Origin of the sequence: Halomonas gemina, assembly GCF_023554995.1 — a bacterium.
Classification (GTDB): Bacteria; Pseudomonadota; Gammaproteobacteria; order Pseudomonadales; family Halomonadaceae; genus Halomonas; species Halomonas gemina.
This window is the reverse complement of record NZ_JAMJPK010000004.1, coordinates 426,938-452,947: the sequence shown is the minus strand read 5'-3', so window position 1 is coordinate 452,947 and position 26,010 is coordinate 426,938. Positions and strand designations below refer to the sequence as shown.

At 54.3% G+C, this 26,010-nt stretch carries 21 protein-coding genes and 2 pseudogenes; 2 read left to right on the top strand and 21 right to left on the bottom strand.

The genetic code is table 11. From position 1 onward, the window contains the following. Positions 1-1,080: 1,080 nt before the first annotated feature. From M8009_RS11455 to M8009_RS11440, 5 genes are all read right to left on the bottom strand, one after another. Positions 1,081-1,281, bottom strand: coding sequence for a helix-turn-helix domain-containing protein (locus M8009_RS11455; RefSeq protein ID WP_250061155.1), 201 nt, complete (start codon positions 1,279-1,281; stop codon positions 1,081-1,083). 287 nt (positions 1,282-1,568) lie between these two features. Beyond that, a complete protein-coding gene (locus M8009_RS11450; RefSeq protein ID WP_250061153.1) occupies positions 1,569-2,903 on the bottom strand; it encodes a hypothetical protein in 1,335 nt (444 codons plus the stop codon). 334 nt (positions 2,904-3,237) lie between these two features. Next, the gene (locus tag M8009_RS19335) at positions 3,238-3,402 is read right to left on the bottom strand and encodes a transposase (RefSeq protein WP_430886912.1); all 165 of its coding nucleotides are present in this window, start codon (positions 3,400-3,402) and stop codon (positions 3,238-3,240) included. Positions 3,403-3,540: 138 nt separating this feature from the next. Then, the gene (locus tag M8009_RS11445) at positions 3,541-3,912 is read right to left on the bottom strand and encodes a hypothetical protein (protein WP_250061151.1); all 372 of its coding nucleotides are present in this window, start codon (positions 3,910-3,912) and stop codon (positions 3,541-3,543) included. Then, entirely contained in the window at positions 3,887-5,065 is a 1,179-nt protein-coding gene (locus tag M8009_RS11440) for a glycosyltransferase family 61 protein (RefSeq protein WP_250061149.1), read from the bottom strand. The genes M8009_RS11445 and M8009_RS11440 overlap by 26 nt, the downstream gene beginning before the upstream one ends. A 117-nt stretch (positions 5,066-5,182) precedes the next feature. On the opposite strand from M8009_RS11440, the gene M8009_RS19435 reads away from it, so the two are divergent. Then, on the top strand, positions 5,183-5,371 hold the full coding sequence (locus M8009_RS19435; protein WP_488592966.1) for a transposase: 189 nt from the start codon (positions 5,183-5,185) through the stop codon (positions 5,369-5,371). A 270-nt stretch (positions 5,372-5,641) separates the two neighbouring features. On the opposite strand, the gene M8009_RS19330 is transcribed toward M8009_RS19435, so the two are convergent. The 16 genes and pseudogenes from M8009_RS19330 to M8009_RS11360 all read right to left on the bottom strand — a co-directional run bounded on the left by M8009_RS19330 (position 5,642) and on the right by M8009_RS11360 (position 22,242). After that, entirely contained in the window at positions 5,642-5,863 is a 222-nt protein-coding gene (locus tag M8009_RS19330; RefSeq protein WP_430886911.1) for a glycosyltransferase, read from the bottom strand. A gap of 161 nt (positions 5,864-6,024) precedes the next feature. Next, entirely contained in the window at positions 6,025-6,930 is a 906-nt protein-coding gene (locus M8009_RS11430; protein WP_250061147.1) for a glycosyltransferase, read from the bottom strand. A gap of 476 nt (positions 6,931-7,406) precedes the next feature. Continuing rightward, positions 7,407-9,215, bottom strand: coding sequence for an ABC transporter ATP-binding protein (locus M8009_RS11425; protein ID WP_250061139.1), 1,809 nt, complete (start codon positions 9,213-9,215; stop codon positions 7,407-7,409). 58 nt (positions 9,216-9,273) lie between these two features. Further along, positions 9,274-9,632, bottom strand: a pseudogene (locus M8009_RS11420) (transposase); the annotation flags it as partial. Between the two features lie 356 nt (positions 9,633-9,988). Continuing rightward, positions 9,989-10,990, bottom strand: coding sequence for a UDP-glucuronic acid decarboxylase family protein (locus M8009_RS11415; RefSeq protein WP_250061137.1), 1,002 nt, complete (start codon positions 10,988-10,990; stop codon positions 9,989-9,991). Between the two features lie 610 nt (positions 10,991-11,600). Further along, positions 11,601-11,777 (bottom strand): annotated as a pseudogene (locus tag M8009_RS11410) (Mu transposase domain-containing protein); the annotation flags it as partial. A gap of 15 nt (positions 11,778-11,792) precedes the next feature. Further along, complete coding sequence (locus M8009_RS11405) at positions 11,793-11,936, bottom strand: hypothetical protein (protein ID WP_250061197.1); 144 nt, start codon at positions 11,934-11,936, stop codon at positions 11,793-11,795. Between the two features lie 410 nt (positions 11,937-12,346). Further along, positions 12,347-13,738 carry a Si-specific NAD(P)(+) transhydrogenase gene (gene sthA, locus M8009_RS11400; protein ID WP_250061135.1) on the bottom strand — a complete coding sequence of 464 codons (1,392 nt, stop codon included), beginning with the start codon at positions 13,736-13,738 and terminating at the stop codon, positions 12,347-12,349. Positions 13,739-13,902: 164 nt separating this feature from the next. Then, positions 13,903-14,157 (bottom strand): (Na+)-NQR maturation NqrM, encoded by a 255-nt coding sequence (gene nqrM / locus M8009_RS11395; RefSeq protein ID WP_250061133.1) that lies wholly within the window; start codon positions 14,155-14,157, stop codon positions 13,903-13,905. A 202-nt stretch (positions 14,158-14,359) separates the two neighbouring features. Then, positions 14,360-15,592 (bottom strand): NADH:ubiquinone reductase (Na(+)-transporting) subunit F, encoded by a 1,233-nt coding sequence (gene nqrF, locus M8009_RS11390; protein WP_250061131.1) that lies wholly within the window; start codon positions 15,590-15,592, stop codon positions 14,360-14,362. A gap of 71 nt (positions 15,593-15,663) precedes the next feature. Then, positions 15,664-16,281, bottom strand: a complete 618-nt coding sequence (gene nqrE, locus M8009_RS11385) for an NADH:ubiquinone reductase (Na(+)-transporting) subunit E (protein WP_250061130.1) — start codon at positions 16,279-16,281, stop codon at positions 15,664-15,666. A 1-nt stretch (position 16,282) separates the two neighbouring features. Continuing rightward, on the bottom strand, positions 16,283-16,951 hold the full coding sequence (locus tag M8009_RS11380; protein WP_250061128.1) for an NADH:ubiquinone reductase (Na(+)-transporting) subunit D: 669 nt from the start codon (positions 16,949-16,951) through the stop codon (positions 16,283-16,285). 2 nt (positions 16,952-16,953) lie between these two features. Continuing rightward, complete coding sequence (locus tag M8009_RS11375) at positions 16,954-17,772, bottom strand: Na(+)-translocating NADH-quinone reductase subunit C (protein WP_250061126.1); 819 nt, start codon at positions 17,770-17,772, stop codon at positions 16,954-16,956. Next, entirely contained in the window at positions 17,772-18,998 is a 1,227-nt protein-coding gene (locus M8009_RS11370) for an NADH:ubiquinone reductase (Na(+)-transporting) subunit B (protein WP_250061124.1), read from the bottom strand. Before M8009_RS11370 ends, M8009_RS11375 begins: the two co-directional genes overlap by 1 nt. Further along, the gene (locus M8009_RS11365) at positions 18,998-20,347 is read right to left on the bottom strand and encodes a Na(+)-translocating NADH-quinone reductase subunit A (RefSeq protein ID WP_250061122.1); all 1,350 of its coding nucleotides are present in this window, start codon (positions 20,345-20,347) and stop codon (positions 18,998-19,000) included. Before M8009_RS11365 ends, M8009_RS11370 begins: the two co-directional genes overlap by 1 nt. A gap of 434 nt (positions 20,348-20,781) precedes the next feature. Next, a complete protein-coding gene (locus M8009_RS11360) occupies positions 20,782-22,242 on the bottom strand; it encodes a glyceraldehyde-3-phosphate dehydrogenase (protein ID WP_250061120.1) in 1,461 nt (486 codons plus the stop codon). A gap of 203 nt (positions 22,243-22,445) precedes the next feature. Between M8009_RS11360 and mfd the strand changes: the two genes are divergently transcribed. Further along, positions 22,446-25,895, top strand: coding sequence for a transcription-repair coupling factor (gene mfd / locus M8009_RS11355; protein ID WP_250061118.1), 3,450 nt, complete (start codon positions 22,446-22,448; stop codon positions 25,893-25,895). Positions 25,896-26,010: the final 115 nt, after the last annotated feature.

Below are 26,010 nucleotides of genomic sequence, written 5' to 3'. Positions count from 1 at the left end.
GCGGCAGAAAAGCAGTATCCAGGTATTACTCAGCGAACTCTCACGGCGTAGATACCGATCCTGATGACAGAAGCCGCCGGGCAGCAGCTTCAGACCGTCCGATCAGGGCCCTCGTGAATGAAGCGGGGTGACACGATATCCTCAATGAGGGCCCAGCCGTTATCGGAGATCTCGTAGCGTCCTGCCATACGTCACCTATGCAGCTGCGACATAGGAAAAATTAGCACATCCGACTTTTCGGACAAAACCTAATTGTTTAACACGCTTCCCTCTTCTTATATACCCATCTGCTAATGCATATCCGTTCCTGGTCAGTCCGATAAAGTACAAATCAGGATATACTTTCAAAAGAAGACTTGTTAGATAAATATCACTATTGACTGACTTTATACAGAGCGCAGTTCCTTTCATTTGTTCGGCACTGTATGGAACATTTTAATAGCAGTACCTGTTGTCTGGATGAGTCAGACTCTTCATCTTGTAATCAAACAATATTTGATCAATAATTTTGGAAGATCGCGTGTATGTATTATAACTCCGAGTGAGTTTCAATAACTTTAGCATTAACGAATTTTTGGAAATTTCACCCGTTTCGTAAGGAGGAGCAACAATATCAGGATGTGACTGAAGAATATTCCAAGCAATATTAGTGCCGCCTCTCGCAAATCCACTAAGAACAATAACTGTGTTATTCAGCATGCTACTACTCCTCAGTTTTAAAACAAGAAATATTACACATATACACATAATTGTTCGTCATGGACCCTACAGATACGGGCTTGCGTAACTAGCGCATCGACTGTTCAATAATCAGATGTTCTGAAAGGTCCTCATTGGTCAATAATTATCTATGGAGAACAGCAGTGTCGTGAAGAATTGATTTACTTCTATCCTCATTTTATCCCATTATAAAATAGTCATATTAAATGTTTTATCTGGAACCTTTACAATCGATGATAGACACTTTGCATAATGTAGCCTTTCGACCTGCTGGATAAAAAAATCGGCGACAATCAGAATGAGAACCGGAGAGTACGGGCTTATCGACGAGTTCTTCGAGACCTCTTCGAGACCGGAGGCTTACCGCTTCTCGAAGCAGATCAACAGGGTGTTTCTTCCAACCTCCAAAATGTCGCTGATCTGGGCGATGATATAGCCTTGATCGCTCAAGAGGATCGCATGAGCGCGACGGCGCGAAGCACGTTTCTGACCATACTGATGGACATAGGCCAACTCCTGTCGGTCGGCTTCTGCCAGGGCAGAGATGAAGCGCCTTGCCATGCTGCTGTCCTAGGCTAAAATCCTACCAGCACTATGCTGAAAATATCTGCCAAGGAACTTACCTGAATGAGAGCCCGTGAGGCGCTTGCTTGATCAGGCAAACCCACATAATTTGACGAAGAACTGTTTAACATCTATTGCTGTATTTCTGATAATACGGCTATCTTGTCGCGATTTACAAAGTTGTGTTTACACCCGGAAAGCTGACCAGCTCGTCTCGTTAGGATGCCATTATCTAGATAATTTTAATTAAATACGAAATATTACTAATATTTATATTCATTGAATTACCGATAACGAATCATGGCAGACTTACTCTTCTGGATACCAGTAGAATAAGTGTAACATAGCGCAATTCCAACAACTAGCCAGAGCAATCTTGCCGAGTACCCCTTTATTATAAATGGTTCTTTAAACTCAGAAATAAACATTAACATGATGAACACGATCCACAAACTTTTTAACTTAGTGATCACCAGAACTTTTATCGTCACGAAAATAACAAAGCCATAAAAAAGCAAAGAAAGTGGTAACCCTAACGCGGTCAACATTTTCATATATCCCGGATCGGCTCTGAGCTCTGCTGAAAATCCACCTGAATGAGATCCGATACCAAATATCAACTCTGCCCAATCATCAGAAATATTAAACATGGTAATTAATGCATTGATAGTTCCCTCCTCTTCTAACCCCTGCGCTCCATCGTAAAACATGTTCATTGAGTACATAATTACATTTCCAGGGAATAGCAGAGAAAACAATAGGGGTAACGTGAAAAATGAAGCTATTAATAATATATAGAGAAAAACTCTGCGCGAGGAAGCTTTCCTAGGTTCCAGCATTAGATTTAGCATATGAAACATAGCAATACCAAGAAAAGATATCAATATCCCCGTCCTGCCTATCAAAAGCAAAGATATGAAAATTATTATTGAAGATACACACAAACTTATTAAACCTATTTTTTTATTGATGTAGAGCGCTTGCAAAATTACCAAAGTAAGTCCATGAAATAATGAAAGGCTAGCTGCACCTGCTGAGGCTATACCTCGCAAACGGTACTCTCTCGTCAAATAGTTTATATTAGATTCCTCTGAGGTATAGAGAAACGACTCGACTAGTTTTCGAAAATCTGGGAAATAATATTCTGCTATAATGACCAGCGAGTTAATAAAAATAATAAATGAAGTAAATTTTAACAGCAACATAAGTGCTTCATCAAAACCATACCCCTTTCTTTGAATATAAAACCCTACAGAAACGCCCAAGAAAATATAAATACATACCTGAAATATATACACCTGGAAGGTAATGCTTAAAACTCTCAAACTGAATACCGAAACAAAAAGACTATAAAGCGCAAACAAGGAAAAAATAAAGATTAAATTATAAAATGATCTTACTTTTATGGCTTGCATCACTAAATTCGTTTTTACAAAAAAGAATAAAGCAATGGAAATTATCCCACCATGTAGCATAATGCCTGATATCACAAAATAAGGACTTAGCAAATAAAGGTAAACGAAGATCCCAAAAAATAAAATTTCGTGCGCCTTTATTCCTGGAATATCTCCCGGAAAACTTGTAGAAAATCCTTCATCACGCTGACTAATTAAAAACATATGCTACCTCACTGTACAAGATAATACTCAACCTTGTTTTATGTTTTTATTTTCATTTTTTAATGAACATGCCTTATTTCTTTAGGCTCCATACACTAACGTGTGACCATTCTCAAACGGTTAGTGTTGAAAATGGACAACGTGCACATATTTCAGCAGTATATATTATCATTTATTTAATGAAACAAACTGATTGAATACGCTATATTTTGCCGATTATTTGGAAAGATTTCATAGCCATCGCCAGCGGTAACTTTAAGCGCTTAACGTGGCACCATTAATTTTTAATCTTAGTCAATCTGGCAATTCATCCAATAATGAGCCATCGTGACTGCTAGTTCAGGAAGTCCTTGCGGACGTTGGCCAGCCGCTCGTATGCCTTGGCGACGGCCAACCGCGCCCTGGCACGGCAGCGACTGCCCTTCTGGCAGCGGGAGAGTGCCTTCTGCTTGCGCCGCAGGTTGGCGGATGCCTTGCGGAGGAAACATGGGTTGGCGATCTCGTGGCTGTCAAACCCGATTAAATGCCCGCTTTATACCGAGCTAAGCTGTCCGGTCATTACCGATGGATGGCCAGTCCAAACAGGTCTCGATCTCGGCCTCGGCTGTCTCCTCTTGGTCAGCGGTGCCGGAGACGCCTACCCGGTCTCCACCAGCAACGTGGCGTAATACTTGCCGGTCGCGGTGCGGGTGAGTGTGATGCTTTTCAGTTCGCCGACCAACTGACGATGAATGCGGGCCTTCATGGGCCCGGGCCTGGGCACCTTTATCCAGTCCTCACCGGCCTTGACACCGACACAGTCATAGCTCGACTGCTTGCCGCGTTTGCTTTTGAAGCGCGCATAACGCGCCTGAGTTTGGTTTTTTAAGAAATTCTGGAAGGCCTTTTCAAGATTGATGCAAGCCTGCTGGAGAACAATGGAGTCTGCTTCACGCAGCCATGCATTTTTGAAGCCCGCTTGAGAACCGCGGTACTGGAAGAATTTATATACATTGTGCCCTGCGCACAACGAACTCTAGGACGTACTTGATCTGTTCGGGCGTAATAACTATATCGCCAGTTATACCCTGTTCCTGTGTTGACACTTGCTTACATACGATAGGATGATAGACAAGACCAGTCTGCCAAGACAAGTCACGGAAACATGGCACCAGATAATTTTCAGAGAGTAGTTCAACCACTACGGTTCCCGGCTGACACCACACTACATTTGTCAATGCCGCACCATGAGGGGCAACTATAACCGCAGCTTCTGAGAATAAATGTTGTTGTTCCCTGACACTTAGCCCGTCGAGTGTATGAACGACGAACCCCTCTTTTAAGAGCGGCTCAAGCAGTATGTGTTCGTTTGAAAGACGTCTACGGGGAGCATTAGCCCGAGACAGATAGATCAAACGGTTACCAGCTATTCGTGTTTCCTTCCAGCCAACACTACTCCGAATCGCTTTAGATAGCCATGGCGGCAAAGTCCCGGCCCCTTTATCTCTAATTGGTACAATCAAGGATTCTACAGCTATGTGGTCGTGCTGATGAAAAGGAATTACCTTATCCATATTGATTCCACATAACTCCAAGATTTGCCTTTGCCATGGTAAGTCCACAAAAGGTATTAGATATCGTTCTGGCCTTTTATCTTCTGGCAATATTTGATTGATGAACCAGATATCCGCAATCGTATCTGCCCAAAAATGATAGTAATTATAGCTATCCATAACAAAGTTTCCTAAAATGGCGACACGACCTTGGAAGTTATTCCTTTTATTTTTATCAAGCAACCATGAGCGCCATTGACCACGAAAAATATATGGTAGCACCCGGCGGCCGCCAGGGCAGGATATACGTTTTCCATTCCGATTAAAAATTATAGCTTGTCTAAGCATCTGATCACGAAATAATGAGTCTTTGGGTCGCAACATCCACACTGCGGCATCTTCTACGACACAAACACCCGAGTTTTCAATAGGTTTTTGTCCCTTCCAGATTCTGCCAGCCTTACTATAGGTTATCCTTTCAGAATGGTTAGCCTCAAATATATTATCCGTGGGGATTTGCTCTAGCCAAATTGCCCTTCCAGAGTCTTGAGGAGCAACCGTACAACAATCTTCGATGAGACTATAAAAACGGCGCGCCAGACTACGTACCGAATAGTTTTTTATCTTCATGGGAAGCCTAAATTATGATAAATAAAAAGACGAAATTCTAGAAAGCTCTCTGTATACCAAGCTGTTTTACCCCAAAATTTCTTGCCACCGTATTACGAAGCCATCCGATGAAGCTGAATTCGTTCGTCCAGGCTGAGCACCAGGAAACAAGAAGAAGGTTATCCTCCGAGAGCGGTCCTGACCCAGATGGATGCCCTGGTGCCATGGCAACAACTGATCGACGCACTGTCGCCATCCTACTTCCCCAACGCGGCGGACAAGCTTGGCCAACCGCCGGTTAGTCTGGAGCGTATGCTGCGGATCTAACCCTCCAGCAGGATAATCCTCAGATGCATCTACATTTTTCTTAATTCTAGAAGTCCACATTTTTTTATCAATCCTGAACGATATATCTTATTCCAGACCCCCCTGTGCCAAATCTTTTATAGCAAAAATATTTAAAAACATCACAAAAAACTAAAATTACATTATCATGATTGAACAAAACCTTTCTCAATTAGTGATTCTTCTTTTCCATTTTTTTTCAATACCACATATCACTATATTCAATCCGCAATCGGAAATTGATTTAACCACTTACATATACATTGCTGGCTTAACCCAGTCATCACTGTCAACAAGCCCTATTAACTCACCATTAGCCACTGTTACTCCTGATTTACGTGAAGAATGTATTCTTGATTTTTTTGAGCGTATCATTTTTAGATGCTGATCATATCTTTTCAGATCTGTGAAAATTTCCACATTATTGTATATCGAACAATCGTCAACCGATGTTAATTCATTATTATGGCATATTTGTTTTTAAATAGAAATCGCATAATAATATAAAAACTAGCATTATATCCAATAACGAAAAAAGAGATTAACAGGTTTCGAATCGCCATAACAAATCTTTCAATTAAGCTTCGTTATGGCAGAATATTATTTGCAATATTATCTAGGAGTTTCTGCTAAGGCTACATATTATTTTCAGCTTTATTTTTAATATTACTTTCTTCATGAGTTATTGATGAATTTTTTTTATCATCATGATGAAATATTGAGGTGTCGTATTCTGATATAAAACAATTTATATCTTTCCAGGCTTTATCATTTCCTGTTAAAGAGAAGCCGAGGTTTCCAAGGATTAAGCTTAGCAATTTATTATAAATTTTCAGAGGTAGTATTTTCCCTTTATATGAGAACAGATTATTATTTGCCAATCCTTTGTTATGCGGGAATTTAATATTTTCAGTATCAAAACTCGGATTAACATATACGGGCACGTTGTTTAACATGCTAGCTATTCTAAACCATAAGTCATCATTCACGCTGGCAATATCCAGGAATTTTCTATTATAAAAAAACTCTTCGAATAGCAAATGCTTCCTATAAACCACACCCGAACACCCTATTGGCAATAACCAAAACGAAGTAGTTGCATTACGAACGCGCTTCCAATTATTATAGTTTACCCATTTTCCAAATATATTTTTTTTAATGATCCTTGCCCTGGCGCATACGATAGCGTCAGGATGTTGGTCAGCTGCACCGACCATCATGCTTAGCCATTCTTTATGGTAAATCACATCATCGTCTATTGTAATTATTAAATCATCATGGCCAGCCATTCCATATGTTGGTATGAGCTTTCGATAAGAGCCTAGATTTTCTACAAAGTTAACCTCAATTAGTTCACTTTCTAGCCAGTCAGGTTTGGAGTCTACACCACTATCTCTAAGGTAAGGAGTTTTCGATAAATTTACATGTATAACATCCGGCTTAAATGTCTGCCTCAAAATCGACTGCAAGGAATAGTAAAGATATTCCATACGATCATGGGTTGATGTGCAGCTTATGATTACTTTCCCATGTCTTAACATTGGCACCTCCCAATATAATAGTTTTAAATATATACCTAGCCGTGCGCTTCCGAGTGTTGTCGCGGGGCCATCCAGGCACAAGTCGATTCAAGCAACGAAGGCAATAAAAATATGGAGTCATATCGTATAATGCCTGGTACTAGTATGTCATAAACAACACCATTGGCTATGCATGAACACCATAGGGCTTTGCGAGGGGTGTCAGTTCAGAGTGACGTGGTCAGTAACGCTCCAAGAGGTCTCGCCAATAGGCCCCTGAGCACATGATCCAGAGGATTCCATTTTGCACTTGTTACCATCACGACAGAGCCGGCCCACGGATTGCGGCGGCGTCATGATATCTTCGATCAGCGACACCGGCCTTTGTCAGAGTAATGCCAGTACCGTCATACAATAGGTAACCTGAACTGCTGCGCGTAGACGACGTAAGCCGATTCGACATTTCAGATAAACCCATTTATATGCGCTACTTGTTTTCACGCATGTTGCACCATACGTTGAAATATGTCATTTCTCTTTCTCAGCTCTTCATAGCATCCTTTATCTACTACACATCCATTTTTTATAAGGTATATACAGTGGCATTGTTTTACTGTTGCTAATCGGTGGGCAATCATAACAATAGTTTTTTTACCGAAAAAGTCATGGATTGCATCCATTACTAGCTTTTCTGTAATACCATCTAAGGCACTAGTTGCTTCATCAAGAACGAGTATTTCAGCATCATTGTAAAGAGCACGTGCTATGCCGATACGCTGACGTTGTCCACCTGATAGCTGTACACCACGCTCTCCAACACGAGTATCTAAACCATGCGGTAGTTCCATGAGAAGTTCATTTAAATGTGCCATTTTAGCTGCCCGACTAACGCGCTCCTCATCAATTTCTTTTGGTGGTAAGCCGAAAGCAATATTTTCACGAATGCTTGAATCAGAAAGAAAAATCGACTGTGGAACAAACCCGAGCATATTTTGCCAAGCTCTTTTTTTTGCCTTAGTCAAGGCCACACCATCGATTAGTATCTCACCACTATCAGGTTCTATTAGGCCCAGAAGGAGATCTATTGCAGTTGATTTACCAGATCCAGTTGCACCCACCAAACCTATCACTTTATTAACGGGGATCTCCAAACTGAGACCATCGAGTGCAGGTTCACTTTTTCCAGGATAGCGGAACGATATATTATTTAGCACTATAGATGACTTAACACTTAAATTTTCTTCATCTTCAAGGATTTTATAGCTTGTTTTTTGTTCATCCACTTCTGCGCTATTTCTCAACTCATCTCTAATGGCTTCAAATGCTGCCAGATTACCTCTAATTTTAGATATACTTGAATAAATTTGCTGAAATGCTGGCAATAATTTGAATCCTGCCAATGCGTAAACGGACAGAACTGGTAATATAGTCCCCAAATTCCCTTTGTGTGCAACTAAAAGATAAAGGACTAGAAATATTATACTCCCAAAGGCCACTAACTCCATTGCATAGCGAGGTACTAAACCGAGTGCCTGATTAGTACCCTGTGCAATAGCAAATTGATTGCTACTCTTAATGAAACTTTGTGTGAATTTTTGCTGACGCCCGAGAAGAAGAGTATCTTTTATTCCACCAAAACCCTCCGCCATAATTTTAAATCTTGATGTCTGAGCATCGGATATTTTTTTTCCGTTTTTCATTAATCTATTGCGTACTATTCGATACAGCAACATGTATGAAATGAAGAAAGTAGCCAGACCAACAAATGCAACCTTGGGGTTATAGAAAAATACGGCAATCATCATAAAAAAAGCCATCACCACCTTTGCATTCATTTGCATCAATGGTGTAATTATTGAATTTGTAACGCGTATGCACTCTTGTGCAATTTGCTTCGTTAGTTGGCTGCTACTTCCTGTTGCATGAAATATCCATGGCTGATGCATATAATAGCTAAAAAGACGATTACCTAGTTCTGCACCAACTTTTGACGCGTACATAGAAAGCCGCCATATCGTGTACATAGATATAGATGCAGAAATTGTAAGAACAACTAGAACACATACTCCCACCCAAAATAGAAAATCCGTTGGATTATCCATGCCACTAGCTTTATAAAGATCGGCAGCGAGGCCATCACCCTGCAATCGAGTCATGTCACCTACAATCGCCATGAAAGGACCAATAGCTAATACTCCGACTAACTCAGCGAATGACATCAATACGATAAGAATCTGAAGAAAGAAAAACTTCTTTCGCTGCTCTCTAGTCAGGAGGGAATAGAATTCTCTGAGGCTATTGATCATAATATGACATTCCGGTGATTGCACAATAGATCTTCAAAATTAATCGCTCGATCAGTGACATTACTTTAATCAGATTCAGCTCTGGAGAGTACGCCGATAGATAGACTAGATGCACATGACGTGACATCCACTCCATTATCTTCTCACTGAAGGCTTTCGAGCGATGCATGCAGGCATTATCGAGCACAACGACGGCGAAGGTAACGGAGTTTTCTGGACCACAAACTGGTCGAACGCCTCGATGCCCGTTTCGGTGGTCACTGGTTCGGTGGCCGTGTGGTAGACCAGCATTGCGACTCGGCTCAAGGTACGTTCAGTCTTTTGCTGTGTGAGTAGGCGTTTACCTCACAGGGCTTGCCGACAGGACTCCATGCATAGGGCACCGGTGATGATTGGGGAGCCCGATTCATCAAAGTAATTATGCCGAGGGCGGCGTCTGCTATTCAGCCTCAGTGAGAGGGGAAACGAAGCGGCGCCTTGTCATGGGTTAATCCGTATCTGAAATCCAAACACCGTCTTTACACGAGAACTTCAGATCAGGCACTTACCACAAGGTTCGCTAAAAGTGGCTGGCCAAAACATGAGCAACTCTTCATCCTGTTTGCCCTCGGCAATCTGGTGCTGGTTGGACGCTCCCAAATCCATGTTGACGGGTTCAGTGTGGCTTGAATCCGGCTGTCATGTATAACAAACCACTTGCAGTGGTCAGACAATGATCAGTGAGACGATGATCTGGACAATCCAAACGCTTCAGTCGCCCAGATCTTCATTGTTCACTTGTTACTAACATTAGCTCTAAGACTTTTTTGGTAATTGATCTCTTCTGGAATTCTTTCTTTCCTTTTAACAAGTGTTTCAAAGTATTCAATTGTTTTTATAAGCCCTTCTTCCAAAGAAACAGTTGGTTCCCATGATAGTATTTCTTTAGCCAAAGTAATATCTGGCCGTCTTTGCTTGGGATCATCCATCGGTAACGGACACATACTTAGTGTGCTATTGCTTCCTGTCAGCCGAATAACAGCCTCGGCAAGTTCAATCATTGTAAATTCACCACAATTTCCGAGGTTGATAGGACCGACAGTGTCTTCACTATTCATTAGTCTAACCAGGCCATCTACTAGATCGTCTACATAGCAAAAACTACGTGTCTGACTACCATCACCATAAATGGTAATGTCACACCCCTGTAGCGACTGAACGATAAAATTGCTTACAACGCGCCCATCATCTGGATGCATACGGGGTCCATATGTATTGAATATACGGGCCACCCTTATATCAACACCATGCTGGCGATGATAATCAAAAAACAATGTCTCTGCGCACCTCTTTCCTTCATCGTAGCAACTTCTTATTCCGATCGGGTTTACCAGCCCGCAATATGATTCAGGCTGAGGGTGCACCTCTGGATCACCATATACCTCGCTTGTAGATGCCTGGAGAATTCTAGCCTTTGTTCTCTTGGCCAGTCCGAGTAAATTAATAGCGCCGTGCACACTCGTTTTAACTGTTTGCACAGGATCGAGCTGATAATGAACTGGGCTCGCTGGACAAGCAAGATTATATATTTGTTCCGCCTCAACATAAAGTGGAAAGTTAACATCGTGCCGTATCAATTCAAAATAAGGGTTATTCATTAGATGTGCAATATTATTCTTACTTCCAGTATAGAAATTATCTACACATATAACTTCATTACCTTCGCTAAGAAGTCGCTCGCACAAATGCGAGCCTAGAAAGCCAGCCCCACCAGTAACAAGTATACTTTTTCTCATTTCACTACCCCTGCCTTATTTTTAAAGAAACTTAATAATCAAAATTGCTTAACAGTCTGTCCATTATTTTAAATATGCTTATGAAACTTTTAATGCTTTCACACTACCGGATACAGGCAATTTAATGCAGTAAATGTCCAAGCCTGCCGTGCCCATAAGCGCAGCCACTGCTGGCGATGAAGACCCACGTCCATCATCTCTCAGTCTTGGAGCACTATATGCAATACATTGCATAAAATAATTTTGACGTTTCCAAGCACGCTACCGCCGGGGAGTTGTTCCGGCGCTCTCCATTGCCTGCATCATTTACCGCTTTTGGTCTTGCAATTTTTTCTAGCCTTTGCGCACCGACAGGGGCGTCGGTAAACCTAGATTAAAAGCTATATTTTGAAACGTCCACACAACTATCGCTCACATAAAGTTACATAACGAGCGATTATTTTACCTCCTCAAAATCACCATCACTGATGTTTAGATATATACTTAAATAAGTATTAAAATTTTGGTGCAGGTTGGCATTACTTTTATCAACAATTCACACTGTGTGATCATCGACACACCAGCGCTTCTTTCGGCGCGTTTTCTTCATCTCTATGAAAATCCAATAGTTTTACATTTTCAGGTTATTACGCACGATCTGCTCCTGGGCGTCGATGACCTGCAAATCGTCGCGCAAGATGACGCGGATTTGCACGGTCTGGCCGCACAAGGCGTCTGGCACACTGTAGCGGCTGCCCCGCACCTCGACGTAGCCGTCCCATGCCACCTGTCGATGGTCGTGATAGGCGGTATCGAAACGCTGTCAGGGCAAGTAGCTGAACACCAGCTGCTTGTCCCGCTGGAAGCGCTCGTAAACGATCTCGCCATGGGTGCGATGTCGGCGTTGGTGGGCCGATTCGGCCAGCCACTGGTTCAACTGGCGGTTGATGTCGGCGTGGCGCAGCATGCATCTGCCGCGAGTAGCCCTGCACATTGTCGGCGATGTTGGCACTGGTGGGCTGGCTATCGATCCCGACCTTCAGCTCGCCCCAGTCATGCTGGATCTGGTGGCCGGGGCGCGTCTCGAAACGCACCGTCGCCTTCGACGGCGACAGCAAGCGCTTGGACCGGATGTAATCGAATAGCGTCATTCATTGCGGCGGCGCAGCCCGGTGAAGATCACCACGCTAAGAAGCTGGGGGGGGGGGGGGGGCGTAACGCCACAGCTGTGGCCTGGATCACCAAAGCGATCATGCATAAGCGGTCGCCAAGCGGGGGGCAACTTCATCGTCATGATCTACCTGATCAGCAAGCCGGTTGGCAGCTTGCTCGATCAGGTCAACTCCACATATTGTGACGAGGATCCTGAATTCTGCTTCAGAACACCCGATTCATCCCGTTCTGTGCGGCAACCCGGTAGGCCTCGGCCATGGTCGGGTAGTTGAAGGTGGTATTGATGAAGTACTTGAGGGTGTTGGCCTCTCCCGGCTGCTGCATCACTGCCTGGCCGATGTGGACGATCTCGGAGGCCTGGTCGCCGAAGCAGTGGATGCCGAGGATCTCGAGGCTGTCCTGGTGGAACAGTATCTTGAGCATGCCCACGGTGTCGCCGGTGATCTGCGCCCGGGCGGTATCCTTGAAGAAGGCCTGGGCGACCTCGTAGGGCACCCTGGCCTCGGTGAGTTCGCGCTCGGTCTTGCCCACCGAGCTGATCTCGGGAATGGTGTAGATCCCGGTGGGCACGTCGTCGACGAAGCGGAAGTCCTCCTCGAGCATGTCGTCGCTGGCGTTCTTGCCCTGGTCGTAGGCGGCGCTGGCAAGGCTGGGCCAGCCGATCACGTCGCCCACCGCGTAGACTGTCGGCACCGCGGTACGGTAATGGTCATCGACTTGGAGCTGGCCGCGGCCGTTAGCCTCCAGGCCGATGTTCTCCAGCCCCAGCTGGTCGGTATTGCCGGTGCGGCCGTTGGCCCACAGGAAGGCGTCGGCGCGCAGCCGCTTGCCGGACTGGAGGTGCACGGTGACCCCGGTGTCGTCTCCCTCGACCCGTTCGTACTCCTCGTTGTGGCGGATCAGCACGCCATGCTTGCGCAGGTGGTAGGAGAGCGCATCACTGATCTCGTCATCGAGGAAGGAGAGCAGGCTGCCGCGGTTGTTGATCAGGTCGACCTTGACGCCGAGCCCCGAGAAGATCGAGGCATATTCGCAGCCGATGACCCCCGCGCCGAAGATGATCAGGGTGCGCGGCGTATGGTTGAGGCTGAGGATGGTGTCGGAGCAGTAGATGCGCGGATGGCGGAAATCGATGTCGGCCGGGCGATAGGGGCGCGACCCGGTGGCGATGATGACCTTGTCGGCGACCAGCTCTTCCATGCCTTCGTGGTCGTCACGCACCAGCAGTGTGTGCGCGTCCTTGAAGCGGGCCACGCCGCGGAACAGGTCGATACGATTGCGGGCATAGAAGTTGGTGCGCATCGCCACCTGCTGGTCGATGGTGACGCGGGAGCGTGCCATCACGCGGGAGAAGGAGAACCAGCGGGGCTCGCCGATGTCGCGGAACATCGGGTTGGTGTTGAACGAGAGGATCTGCTTGACCTGATGACGCAGCGCCTTGGAGGGGATGGTACCCCAGTGGGTGCAGTTGCCCCCGACCTGCGCCTGCTTCTCGACCACCGCGACCCGCTTGCCGTGCTTGGCGGCATTGATCGCCGCGCTCTCCCCCGCCGGTCCGGTGCCGATCACTACCACGTCGTAGTTGTGGACTGCCATTTCTCCACCTTATTTTCCTAGCTAACATCATTGGGGTCAGACCCTTAAGCGGCCTTTGGGATTCTATCCCAAAGGCCGCTTAAGGGTCTGACCCCGAATCCACGAATCCACAAAAAAGATCAAGAGCCGCCGGCCCTTGATCCTCGTCGTTCATTTCTCGGCCTTCAGCGGCGGGTGGCGTCGTAGCCGAGGTCCGCCCCGCGGCTTTCGTCGCTGCGGCGACGCGCGCTGGCCTGCTTGCGGTTCTCCTCCTCGCAGACCTCATCCTTGCCGCCGCAGATGTCACAGCCATCCTTCATGCCGAGCTGGTTGAGGCCGCCACAGGAGCCGGCGATGGGCTTGCGTCCCATGATAACGCCCACGGCCATGGCGGCGACGATCAGCAGCATGAAGGCGAATACCACCAGGTAAATTGTCATTGCAACGCTCCTCGAGATCGGAAAAGGTTGGTCATCCTGCCTGTGTGACAACACGCTAGCGCTCGAGGTCCACAGTGCGGGAGGATCTGGTGCCTGAGATGCCGACAGGCGGCGTTGAGCCTGGCTATCGGCATGTCGGGCAGCAGAATCGAGGGGGACCGGCCTCTCGGCCGGCCCCGGGGTCGCCTTGCGGCGATCGAGATCAGCCGCCGAAGTCGTCCAGCAGAATGTTCTCGGGTTCCACGCCCAGGTCGACCAACAGCTTGATCGCCGAGGCGTTCATCATGGGCGGCCCGCACATGTAGTACTCGCAGTCCTCGGGGGCCGGATGGTCCTTGAGGTAATAGTCGTAGAGGACGTTATGGATGAAGCCGGTCGGCCCATCCCAGTTGTCCTCCGGCTGCGGGTCGGAGAGCGCCAGGTGCCACTCGAAGTTGGGGAACTCCTCGGCCAGCTGGTCATATTCCTCGTTGTAGAAGGTCTCGCGCCAGGAGCGCGCGCCGTACCAGAACGAGATCTTGCGGTCGGTCTTGAGCCGCTTGAGCTGGTCGAAGATGTGGCTGCGCATCGGCGCCATGCCGGCACCGCCGCCGATGAAGATCATCTCGGCATCGGTGTCCTTGGCAAAGAACTCGCCGAAGGGCCCCATCACGGTGACCTTGTCCCCCGGCTTCAGGCTGAAGACATAGGTCGACATCAGCCCCGGCGGGTGGTTGGTGTTGGGCGGCGGCGTGGCGATACGGATGTTGAACTTGAGGATGCCCTTCTCATCCGGATAGTTCGCCATGGAGTAGGCGCGGATGACCTCCTCCGGATTCTTGTGGGAGATGTCGAAGAGGCCGAACTTCTCCCAGTCGCCCCGGTACTCCTCGTCAATATCGAAGTCCTTGAAGGAGATGTCGTAGGGCGGTGCCACCAGCTGCACGTAGCCGCCGGCACGGAAGGCCACTTCCTCGCCCTCGGGGAGCCTCAGGTTGAGCTCCTTGATGAAGGTGGCGACGTTGGGGTTCTCGATGACCTCGCATTCCCACTGCTTGACGCCGAAGACCTCTTCCGGAACCTCGATCTTCATGTCCTGCTTGACCGGCACCTGGCAGGAGAGGCGCCAGCCTTCCTTCTTCTCGCGCAGAGTGAAGTGGGACTCCTCGGTGGGCAGGATGGCACCGCCACCCTCCTCCACGCGGCACTTGCACTGGGCGCAGGAGCCACCACCGCCGCAGGCGGAGGAGAGGAAGATGCCGTTGGCGGCCAGGGTGTTGAGCAGCTTGCCGCCGGCCTGGGTGGTGATGGTGTGATCGGGATCTTCGTTGACCTCGATCTGTACGTCACCGCTGCTGACGAGCTTGCTGCGGGCAGCCAGGATCACCACCGTCAGACTGATGACGATAACAGTGAACATGACCACACCGAGCAAGATGACTACTGAATCAACCATGTCGGTTTCCTATTGCTTGCGTTGCCTGGACCCCAGCGGCACGCCCGGCCGCCGGGAGAACACGACCTGCCTCAGAGCTGGATGCCGGAGAAGGACATGAAGCCCAGCGACATCAGCCCCACGGTGATGAAGGTGATGCCCAGCCCCTGGAGGGAGTCGGGGACGTCGCTGTACTTGAGCTTCTCACGAATGCCGGCCAGCGCGGTGATGGCCAGCGCCCAGCCGGTGCCAGCGCCGAAACCATAGACCACGGACTCGCCGAAGTTGTAGTTACGCTCGACCATGAACAGCACGCCACCCAGGATGGCGCAGTTCACGGTGATCAGCGGCAGGAACACGCCCAGCGCGTTGTAGAGCACGGGCACATACTTGTCGAGGAACATCTCGATGATCTGCACCACCGCGGCGATGACGCCGATGTAGGAGAGCAGCCCCAGGAAGGAGAGATCGATGTTCTCGGCGCCGGGAATGCCCGTCCAGGTCAGGGCGCCTTCCGCCAAGAGGAGGTTGAGGACCAGGTTGTTGACCGGCACGGTGATCGTCAACACCACGATCACGGCAATGCCCAGGCCGAAGGCCGAGGAGATCTTCTTGGAGAGCGCCAGGAAGGTACACATGCCCAGGAAGAACGCCAGGGCCATGTTCTCGACGAAGACCGAGGCAACGAAAAGGCTCAGATAGTGTTCCATGTTACACGGCCTCCTTCGGCTGGGTGTTTTCCTTCATCTTGAACTCGTTCTCCTCGACCTGCTCCGGGTTGACAGCACGCAGCACCCAGATGATCAGGCCGATGATGAAGAACGCCGACGGCGGCAGCAGCAGCAGACCGTTGGGCACGTACCAGCCACCATCCTGCACCGGTTGCAGCACGGTGAAGCCGAACACGCTGCCGGCGCCGAGCAGCTCGCGGAAGAAGCCCACGACCATCAGGATGAAACCGTACCCGATCCCGTTACCGATGCCATCCAGGAAGGAGAGCCCCGGGGGGTTCTGGGTGGCAAAGCCTTCGGCACGACCCAGTACGATACAGTTGGTGATGATCAGCCCGACGAACACCGAGAGCTGCTTGGACATCTCGTAGGCGTAGGCCTTGAGGATCTGGTCAACCACGATGACGAGGGAGGCGATGATGGTCACCTGCACGATGATGCGGATGGACGACGGGATATGGTGACGGATCAGCGACACGAACAGGCTCGAGAAGGCCGTCACGAAGATCACCGCCAGCGTCATCACCAGCGAGACGCTCATGCTGGTGGTCACCGCCAGCGCCGAGCAGATACCCAGCACCTGCAGGGCGATGGGGTTGTTCTTGAAGATTGGCGTCGTCAGGACGCTCTTTGCGCTCACATCAGACATGATCAGGCTCCTTCACTTTCGAGTTCGACGTCGGTGCCCTGGACCTCATCCTGGTCGACCCCGGCACGGAACCTGGCCAGGTAGTCACCGAAGCCTTCCGGGCTGAGCCAGAACTGCAGCATGTTGGTCACGCCCTTGCTGGTCAGGGTGGCACCCGAGAGGGCATCGACCTCGGTCTTCTCGTCGGCGCCGCCCTTGACCAGGCTGATCGCGGGCGCGATCTCGCCCTGCTCGTCGAAGATCTCCTTGCCTTCCCACTGGGCCTGCCAGCGCGGGTTGTTGACCTCGGCGCCCAGCCCGGGGGTCTCGCTGTGCTCGTAGTAGGTGATGCCGATGATGGTGTTGCCGTCGCCTTCCACGGAGAGGAAGCCACGCATCAGCCCCCACAGGCCCTGGCCGCGAATCGGCAGGATGATCTGCTCGGGATCGTCCGGGTCGCCCACCAGGTAGACGGTGCTGTAGAGCTCCTGACGCGTCAGACCGGCGATATCCTTCTCCCCCGACAGCGTCCGCCCGCTGGCCGGATCGCGGCGCGCCTCGAAGGCATTGTAGGTCGCCGGGTCATGCTGCTCGCTGTATTCACCGGTATCCAGATTCACCACTCGCGGCGTGATCATGGACTCGAAGGTCTCGTTCACGTCCATGCCGGGCTCGTAGAGCTGGGCCACCTCGAGAATGTTGGACTTGCGGTCGAGCTCCTGGTTGAACTGCTGCTTCGAACGCAGGGCCACCGCCGCGGTGGAGACGATGATCGAACACACGATACAAAGTGCGAACGCCACCGTCAGGATCTTCTTGATGGAGTTGTTGCTCTGTGCCATCAGGCAGTCTCCTCGGCCGGAACACCGGTGCGCTGCAAGCGGCGCTTGATGTTGGCCTGTATAAAGAAGTTGTCGATCAGCGGGGCGAACAGGTTGGCGAACAGGATCGCCAGCATGATGCCTTCAGGGAACGCCGGGTTGACGACGCGGATCAAGACCGTCATGACGCCGATGAGCGCGCCGAAGATCAGGCGGCCCTGGTTGGTCATGGAGGCGGAGACCGGGTCGGTCGCCATGAACACCATGCCGAAGGCGAAACCGCCCACCACCAGGTGCCAGTACCAGGGCATGGCGAACATCGGGTTGCTGTCGGAGCCGATCAGGTTGAAGAGCGCGCTGGTCGCCACCATGCCCAGGAAGACACCGAGCACGATGCGCCAGGAGGCGATCTTGGTCCACAGCAGTACCACCGCACCGATCAGGATCGCCAGGGTCGAGGTCTCGCCCACGGAGCCCGGCACGAAGCCGAGGAAGGCATCCCACCAGCTGAACTGGCTGGAGAGGGCCGCCATGCCGTCCTGGAAGGCGATGGAGAGCGCGGTTGCCCCGGTATAGCCGTCGGCCGCCACCCAGATCGCGTCACCGGAGATCTGTGCCGGATAGGCGAAGTAGAGGAAGGCACGACCGGTCAGCGCCGGGTTGAGGAAGTTCTTGCCGGTACCACCGAAGATCTCCTTGCCGATCACCACGCCGAAGGTGATGCCCAGTGCCACCTGCCACAGCGGGATGGTAGCGGGCAGGATCAGGGCATAGAGCACGGAGGTGACGAAGAAGCCCTCGTTGACCTCGTGGCCGCGCTTGATGGCGAACAGCACTTCCCAGAAGCCGCCGACCACGAAGGTCACCAGGTAGATCGGCAGGAAGTAGGTGGCGCCGAGCACGAAGTTGGCCCATAGGCTGCCCGGGTCATGGCCGCCGGCGAGCGTCATCATGATCGCCTCGCGCCAGGTACCCATGGAGTTGAAGCCCTCGGCGATGGCCATGTTGGCCTGCCAGCCGGCGTTCCACATGCCAAAGAACATGGCCGGGAAGGTACAGGCCCAGACGGTGATCATGATGCGCTTGAGATCAACGCCATCACGCACGTGGGCGGTGGTCTTGGCCACGTCGGGGGGGGAGTAGAAGATGGTGTCAACCGCTTCGAAGAGCGGGTAGAACTTCTCGTACTTGCCCCCCTTATGGAAGTGGGGCTCGAGATTGTCGAGTGTCTGTCGAATCGCCATCATCAGGCCTCTTTCTCAATCATGGTGAGATTGTCACGCAGGATGGGACCGTACTCGTACTTGCCGGGGCACACATAGGTGCACAGCGCCAGGTCCTCTTCATCCAGCTCCAGACACCCGAGCTGCATTGCCGTCTCGATGTCGCCGACGATCAGCGAGCGCAGCAGCTGAGTGGGCAGGATATCCAGCGGCATTACCTGCTCGTACGCGCCGACCGGCACCATGGCGCGCTCTGACCCGTTGGTCGAGGTGGTCGGCGCATAATGGTTCAGACCGGTGATCTTCGACAGGTAGATCCCCATCACGGAGTGGCGGTTCTTGCCGGGGGACAACCAGCCCATCCAGACGCGCTTGTTGCCCTCTTCGAGCAGGCTGACCTGGTTATGGAAACGGCCCAGGTAGCGCAGGCTGCCCTCGCAGATGGCACCGGCAAATACCGAGCCGGAGATCACGCGCGTGTCTTCCGGGTCGACAACTTCGCCGGCCAGCAGTTCATCGGTGCTGGCGCCGATGCGGGTACGCAGCAGGCGCGGGTTCTCGGCACGCGGGCCGCCCACGGCGATCACGCGGCTGACGTCCAGCTTACCCTGGGCGAACAGCTTGCCGAAGGCGATGACGTCCTGGTAGCCGATGTGCCAGACGCGCTTGTGCAGGGCCACGGGCGAGAGGTGGTGGATATGAGTACCTACCAGGCCGGCAGGATGCGGGCCAGCGAAGGTCTCGTGCTGCACGCCCTTGACGTCGGCCCCCGGGATGCGGGCATCCGGCGCCGTGCAGAGATAGACCTTGCCCTCGGTAAGGCGGGCCAGCACCTTGAGCCCATCCTCGAAGGTCTCGGCCTGCGCGTTGACGATCTCGGCAGGGTTCGCGGCCAGCGGGTGGGTGTCGATGGCCGTGACGAAGATGTCGGTCGGCGAGCTATCGACGGCCGGGGTGCGCGAGTAGGGCCGCGTGCGCAGCGCGGTCCACAGCCCCGACTCGACCAGTTGGTCGACGACGGCCTGGCGCTCGAGTCCCTCGAGCTTGTCGCGCCCGTGGGCGGTGAACTCGACCGCCTCCTCGGTCTCGTCGACCTTGATGACCACCGAGAGCAGCTTGCGCTTCTCGCCACGGTTGATGGCGACGACCTCGCCAGCCGCCGGCGCCGTGAAGCGTACCCCATCGATCTTCTTGTCGGTGAAGAGCAGCTGGCCCAGCTTGACCCTGTCCCCCTCACTGACCTCCATGGTCGGCTTCATGCCGACATAGTCGGTACCCAGGACGGCCACATGGCGCACCGGTCGCGCGTCCTCGATACGCGCTTCCGGCATCCCCGCGATGGGGAGATCCAGGCCTTTCTTGACTTCGATCATAGTCTCGCCCAGTTGATGGATCGGATAGCTGAAGAAAGGGGTTCGAATGGATTCGAATTCTTCTGTTTTCAGTACGTTACCAGTCAGGCCCGAGGCTCGCTCGAACCACCCCGAAAAATCCACCGTATTATAAAGAGAAGCGTAAGGGATGACCACCTGCCCTATGGTCGCAAGGCGTGATACGGGGCAAGAGAAAAATTGTCGCACCACCAAGCTGCCAAGCTGCCAAGCTGCCAAGCTGCCAAGCTGCATGATGGCTCTGCCACTCCTGGCATCAACACAAAGCCCCCATTGGATGCTTGATCCAGTGGGGGCTCGTTCTACCTCAGCACCTGCCGCCCGTCAGGGATCAGCTTGGCGGCTCGGGGCTTGGCCGCTCGGGGCTTGGCCGCTCGGCGCTTGGCGCTTGGCCGCTTGGCGCTGCCCGAAGGGCATCAGCCCTTGGCGCGCGGGAGCTTGAGGAAGTGCACATTGGAGACGTGCTGCAGGATACGGATCACCTGGCAGCTGTAGCCGAACTCGTTGTCGTACCAGACGTAGACCACGGCGTTCTTGCCGTTGGCGATGGTCGCCTTGGCGTCGACGATGCCGGCGTGGCGGTTGCCGACGAAGTCGGTGGAGACCACCTCGGGCGAGTCGACATAGTCGATCTGCTTCTGGTAGGGCGAGTCCAGGGACATGCGGCGCAGGAAGTCGTTGAGCGCCTCGGCGTCGGTCTCCTTCTCCAGGCGCAGGTTGAGGATCGCCATGGAGACGTTGGGCGTGGGCACGCGGATGGCGTTACCGGTCAGCTTGCCGGCAAATTCCGGCAGGGCCTTGGCCACCGCCTTGGCGGCGCCGGTCTCGGTCAGCACCATGTTGAGCGGGGCGCTGCGACCGCGGCGGTCACCCTTGTGGTAGTTGTCGATCAGGTTCTGGTCGTTGGTGTAGGAGTGGACGGTCTCGACGTGGCCATGCTCGACGCCGAACTCGTCGTTGAGCACCTTGAGCACCGGCACGATGGCATTGGTAGTGCACGAGGCCGCGGAGAGGATGCGATCCTGCTCGCCGATGTCCTGGTGGTTGATGCCGTAGACGATGTTGGCGATGTCGCCCTTGCCCGGCGCGGTGAGGATCGCCTTGGCCACCCCCTTGCACTGGATATGCTGGCCAAGGCCCTCCTCGTCGCGCCAGATGCCGGTGTTGTCGACCACCACGGCGTTGTTGATGCCGTAGTCGGTGTAGTCGATCTCGGCCGGCGAGTCGGCGTAGATCACCCGGATGACGTTGCCATTGGCGGTGATGGTGCGCGCCTCGGCATCCACGCTGATGGTGCCGTTGAAGGGGCCGTGCACCGAATCGCGGCGCAGCAGGCTGGCGCGCTTCTCGAGGTCCTTGGCGATATCGCCGCGGCCACGCACCACGATGGCACGCAGACGCAGCAGGTTGCCACCACCGGCCTTCTCGATCAGCACGCGGGCCAGGATCCGGCCGATGCGCCCGAAGCCGTAGAGCACCACGTCCTTGGGCTGGCCGTTGTGACCGGCTGCATCGCGGCCATCGACGATCTCGGCCAGTTCGTCACGCAGGAAGGCCACCGGGTCGCCGCCGTGCGCCTTGTAGGCCACGCCGAGCTTGCCTACGTCGACATGCGCCGGCCCCAGGTTGAGCTCGGTCATCGCCTTGACCAGCGGGAAGGTGTCCTGCACGGAGAGCTCGGTTCCCTCGATCTTGCGTACGTAACGGTGATCCTTGAGGATGCTGATCACGCTGCGGTTGAACAGCGAACGCCCGAACATGGTCACCACCACGTTGTTGTGGCGGTAGAGGCTGCCGACCATGGGGATCATCTGCTCGGCGATCGCCTGGTTGTCGTGCCATTCCTGGAAGACGGTATCGAGGGATTGCTGACTCACGGGTGGCCTCTCCTTGGTGAGAATAGTGGGATAGGGATACCCGGGCATTATCCGGGGCGGCACCTGCCGGGGCAATCGCAGGATGGTCGCAGCCGCTGTAGGGGGATTACAGGAACGGCCGTTTGACTACAAGAAACCGACGGACTGGTATGATGCCGTCACCTACGCACGCCGCTCACGACCACGGTTGGGTAACCGATAGCATGCCGAACTTCTCGCCGCTCGACCCGCCTCGCCCCCAGGGGCTTCGCGACATTCTCTACTGGCAGACGCCCCCGGGCAGCGCCACCGCCCTGGCCCTGGCCCATCTGGCCGAGGATGCCCCGCTGCTGGTGATCACCCCCGACACCGCCTCGGCACAGCGCCTGGAGAGTGATCTGGGCTTCTATGGCCACCTGCCGGTGCTGCCCTTCCCCGACTGGGAGACGCTGCCCTACGACAGCTTCTCGCCCCACCAGGATATCGTCTCCGAGCGGCTGCGCACCCTGCGCCGGCTGCAGGACGGCGAGCATGGCATCGTGCTGGCGGCCATGAACACCTTGATGCAGCGCCTGCCGCCGGTCGAGTATATCGCCGGGCGCGTGATGACCCTGGAGACCGGCCAGACGCTGGACCGCGAAGGGTTCCGCGACGCCCTGTCGCGGGCCGGTTACCGGGCCGTGGAGACGGTCTATGAACCCGGCGAATATGCCCTGCGCGGGGCGCTGATCGACCTCTTCCCCATGGGCGCCGAGGCGCCGCTGCGCATCGACCTGTTCGACGACGAGATCGACACCCTGCGCCACTTCGACCCGGACACCCAGCGCAGTCGCGACAGGATCGCGCGGGTCGAGCTGCTGCCCGCCCACGAGTACTCGCTTTCGCGCAGCGCCATCGCCTGCTTCCGCGAGGGCTTCGAGACCCTGTTCGACGTCGACCCGCGCCAGTGCCCGCTCTATGTGGACGCGCTGAAGGGCATTCCCTCGCCTGGCCTGGAGCAGTACCTGCCGCTGTTCTTCGAACGGACCGCCACGCTCTTCGAGCACCTGGCCGAGGGCACCCGGGTCGCCATGCTGCCCGGGGTGTTCGAGGCCGCGGAGCATCACTGGGCGGCCATCGAGAGCCGCTACGAGAACCTGGGGGTCGATCCTACCCGGCCGCTGCTGCCACCCCACCGCGCCTTCGTGCCCGTGTCCGAGGCGTTCGGCGCCATCAAGGGCCACCCACGGGTGGCCCTGACCGGCGATGCCGACCACCGGCATGCGGTGGCGCCGGCCACCCGCACGCCGCCGACGGTGACGGTGAATGCCCGGGCGAAGCAGCCGCTTTCCGCCCTGGAGGACTTCCTCGCCGACCACCCGAGCACGCGGGTGCTGTTCGTCGCCGAATCGCGGGGCCGCCGAGAGGCCCTGGAGGAGACCCTGGGGCCGCTGCGGCTCGATCTTCGCCATGTGCAGGACTTTCCAGCCTTCCTGGCCTGCGGCGACCGCCTGGCGATCACCGAGGGCGAGATCGATGCCGGCCTGTGGCTGACCGACCCGGACCTGGCGGTGATCAGCGAGACCGAGCTCTACGGCGAGGTGGTCCGCCAGAGCCGCCGTCGCGAGCGGGCCACCGATGACAACGAGATGGCGATCCGCCACCTCTCGGAGCTGCGCCCCGGCGCCCCGGTGGTCCACCAGGCGCATGGCGTGGGCCGCTACAAGGGGCTCGAGACGATCGAGGCCGGTGGCCAGGCGGCCGAGTTCGTGACCCTGGAGTATGCCGACGGGGCACGCCTCTACGTGCCGGTGGACAGCCTGCAGCTGATCTCGCGCTACGCCGGGGCCGACGATGAGCTGGCGCCACTGCATCGGCTGGGCTCGGACCAGTGGGAGAAGGCCCGGCGGCGCGCCGCCGAGAAGATCCGCGATACCGCCGCCGAGCTGCTCGACATCTACGCCCGTCGCGAGGCCCGGGAGGGCTTCGCCTGCGCCCCGCCCGACGCGGAGTACGCCCGCTTCGCCGCCAGCTTCCCGTTCGAGGAGACCCCCGACCAGCGAGCGGCCATCCAGGCCGTGATCGGCGACATGACCGCCCCGCGTCCCATGGACCGGGTCGTCTGCGGCGACGTGGGCTTCGGCAAGACCGAGGTCGCCATGCGCGCGGCCTTCCTGGCCGTGCACTCCGGCCGCCAGGTGGTGGTGCTGGTGCCCACTACCCTGCTCGCCCGCCAGCACTACGAGAACTTCCGCGACCGCTTCGCCGACACCGCGGTGAACATCGAGCTGATCTCGCGCTTCACCGCGGGCAAGGGGCAGGCCGCGTCGCTGAAGCGCATCGAACAGGGCCAGGCGGACATCGTCATCGGCACCCACAAGCTACTGTCGAAGAGCACGAAGCTTCCCCACATGGGGCTGCTGATCATCGACGAGGAGCACCGCTTCGGCGTGGCCCAGAAGGAGCGCCTCAAGAGCCTGCGGGCCGAGGTGGACATCCTGACCATGACCGCCACGCCGATCCCGCGCACGCTGAACATGGCGATGAGCGGGATCCGCGACCTGTCGATCATCGCCACGCCCCCGGCCCGGCGCCTGTCGGTGAAGACCTTCGTCCAGCAGCGTGACGAGGCGGTGATCAAGGAGGCGATCCTGCGCGAGATCCTGCGCGGCGGCCAGGTCTACTACCTCCACAACGAGGTCAAGACCATCGAGACCGCCGCCGAGAAGGTGCGCGAGCTGGTGCCCGATGCCCGGGTCGGCGTCGCCCACGGCCAGCTGCCGGAGCGCTCCCTGGAGCGGGTGATGTCCGACTTCTACCACAAGCGCTTCAACGTGCTGGTGTGCTCGACCATCATCGAGACCGGCATCGACGTGCCCAGCGCCAATACCATCGTCATCGAGCGGGCCGACAAGTTCGGCCTGGCCCAGCTCCACCAGCTGCGCGGCCGGGTCGGGCGCAGCCACCACCAGGCCTACGCCTACCTGCTCGCCCCGCCGCCAAGGGTGATGAGCAAGGATGCCGTCAAGCGGCTGGAGGCCATCGCCGGTGCCGAGGACCTGGGCGCGGGCTTCACCCTGGCCAGCCACGACATGGAGATCCGCGGCGCCGGCGAGCTGCTCGGCGAGGAGCAGAGCGGGCAGATGGAGGCCGTTGGCTACGGCCTCTATATGCAGATGCTCGATCGCGCCGTGACGGCGATCCGCGAGGGCCGCACCCCCAACATCGAGGCGCCGCTGGACCAGGGGGTCGAGGTGAGCCTCAACCTGCCGGCCCTGATTCCCGACGACTACCTCCACGACGTCCAGCAGCGCCTGGTGATGTACAAGCGCATCGCCAGCGCGGCCGACGAGGCCGAGCTCAAGGAACTGCAGGTGGAGATGATCGACCGCTTCGGCCTGCTGCCGGACCCGGTCAAGACGCTGTTGCGCCAGACCAAGCTGCGCCAGCGCGCCGAGCGGCTGGGCATCACCCGCCTCGAGGCCGGCCCCGAGAAGGGTCGGGTGATCTTCGCCGGCCAGACTGTCGTCGACCCGCTGGTGCTGGTGGAGCTGATTCAGCGGGCACCCGAGCACTATCGCCTGGATGGCGCCGACACGCTGCGCTTCGAGGCGGAAATGGAGAAGGCAGAGACCCGCTTCCAGGCGGTGGAACAGCTCCTAGACACCCTCAACCTCAAGGCCGAGGCGGCGTAAGGGCCGGAAAGATTGCACCGGGGTCAGCCCCCAACGGATTGCACCGGGGTAGTGGCGGATGTCTACCCGTCCGGGCGATACTATAGGGTCAGGACGCCCAGGATGGGCCCATCGC

What these genes read in the sequence shown, in the direction of transcription:
- M8009_RS11455 (WP_250061155.1), bottom strand. Translation starts at nt 1,281, where the DNA reads ATGGCAAGGCGCTTCATCTCTGCCCTGGCAGAAGCCGACCGACAGGAG.
- M8009_RS11450 (WP_250061153.1), bottom strand. Translation starts at nt 2,903, where the DNA reads ATGTTTTTAATTAGTCAGCGTGATGAAGGATTTTCTACAAGTTTTCCG.
- M8009_RS11440 (WP_250061149.1), bottom strand. Translation starts at nt 5,065, where the DNA reads ATGAAGATAAAAAACTATTCGGTACGTAGTCTGGCGCGCCGTTTTTAT.
- M8009_RS11430 (WP_250061147.1), bottom strand. Translation starts at nt 6,930, where the DNA reads ATGTTAAGACATGGGAAAGTAATCATAAGCTGCACATCAACCCATGAT.
- M8009_RS11425 (WP_250061139.1), bottom strand. Translation starts at nt 9,215, where the DNA reads ATGATCAATAGCCTCAGAGAATTCTATTCCCTCCTGACTAGAGAGCAG.
- M8009_RS11415 (WP_250061137.1), bottom strand. Translation starts at nt 10,990, where the DNA reads ATGAGAAAAAGTATACTTGTTACTGGTGGGGCTGGCTTTCTAGGCTCG.
- M8009_RS11405 (WP_250061197.1), bottom strand. Translation starts at nt 11,936, where the DNA reads ATGCTGCGCCACGCCGACATCAACCGCCAGTTGAACCAGTGGCTGGCC.
- sthA (WP_250061135.1), bottom strand. Translation starts at nt 13,738, where the DNA reads ATGGCAGTCCACAACTACGACGTGGTAGTGATCGGCACCGGACCGGCG.
- nqrM (WP_250061133.1), bottom strand. Translation starts at nt 14,157, where the DNA reads ATGACAATTTACCTGGTGGTATTCGCCTTCATGCTGCTGATCGTCGCC.
- nqrF (WP_250061131.1), bottom strand. Translation starts at nt 15,592, where the DNA reads ATGGTTGATTCAGTAGTCATCTTGCTCGGTGTGGTCATGTTCACTGTT.
- nqrE (WP_250061130.1), bottom strand. Translation starts at nt 16,281, where the DNA reads ATGGAACACTATCTGAGCCTTTTCGTTGCCTCGGTCTTCGTCGAGAAC.
- M8009_RS11380 (WP_250061128.1), bottom strand. Translation starts at nt 16,951, where the DNA reads ATGTCTGATGTGAGCGCAAAGAGCGTCCTGACGACGCCAATCTTCAAG.
- M8009_RS11375 (WP_250061126.1), bottom strand. Translation starts at nt 17,772, where the DNA reads ATGGCACAGAGCAACAACTCCATCAAGAAGATCCTGACGGTGGCGTTC.
- M8009_RS11370 (WP_250061124.1), bottom strand. Translation starts at nt 18,998, where the DNA reads ATGATGGCGATTCGACAGACACTCGACAATCTCGAGCCCCACTTCCAT.
- M8009_RS11365 (WP_250061122.1), bottom strand. Translation starts at nt 20,347, where the DNA reads ATGATCGAAGTCAAGAAAGGCCTGGATCTCCCCATCGCGGGGATGCCG.
- mfd (WP_250061118.1), top strand. Translation starts at nt 22,446, where the DNA reads ATGCCGAACTTCTCGCCGCTCGACCCGCCTCGCCCCCAGGGGCTTCGC.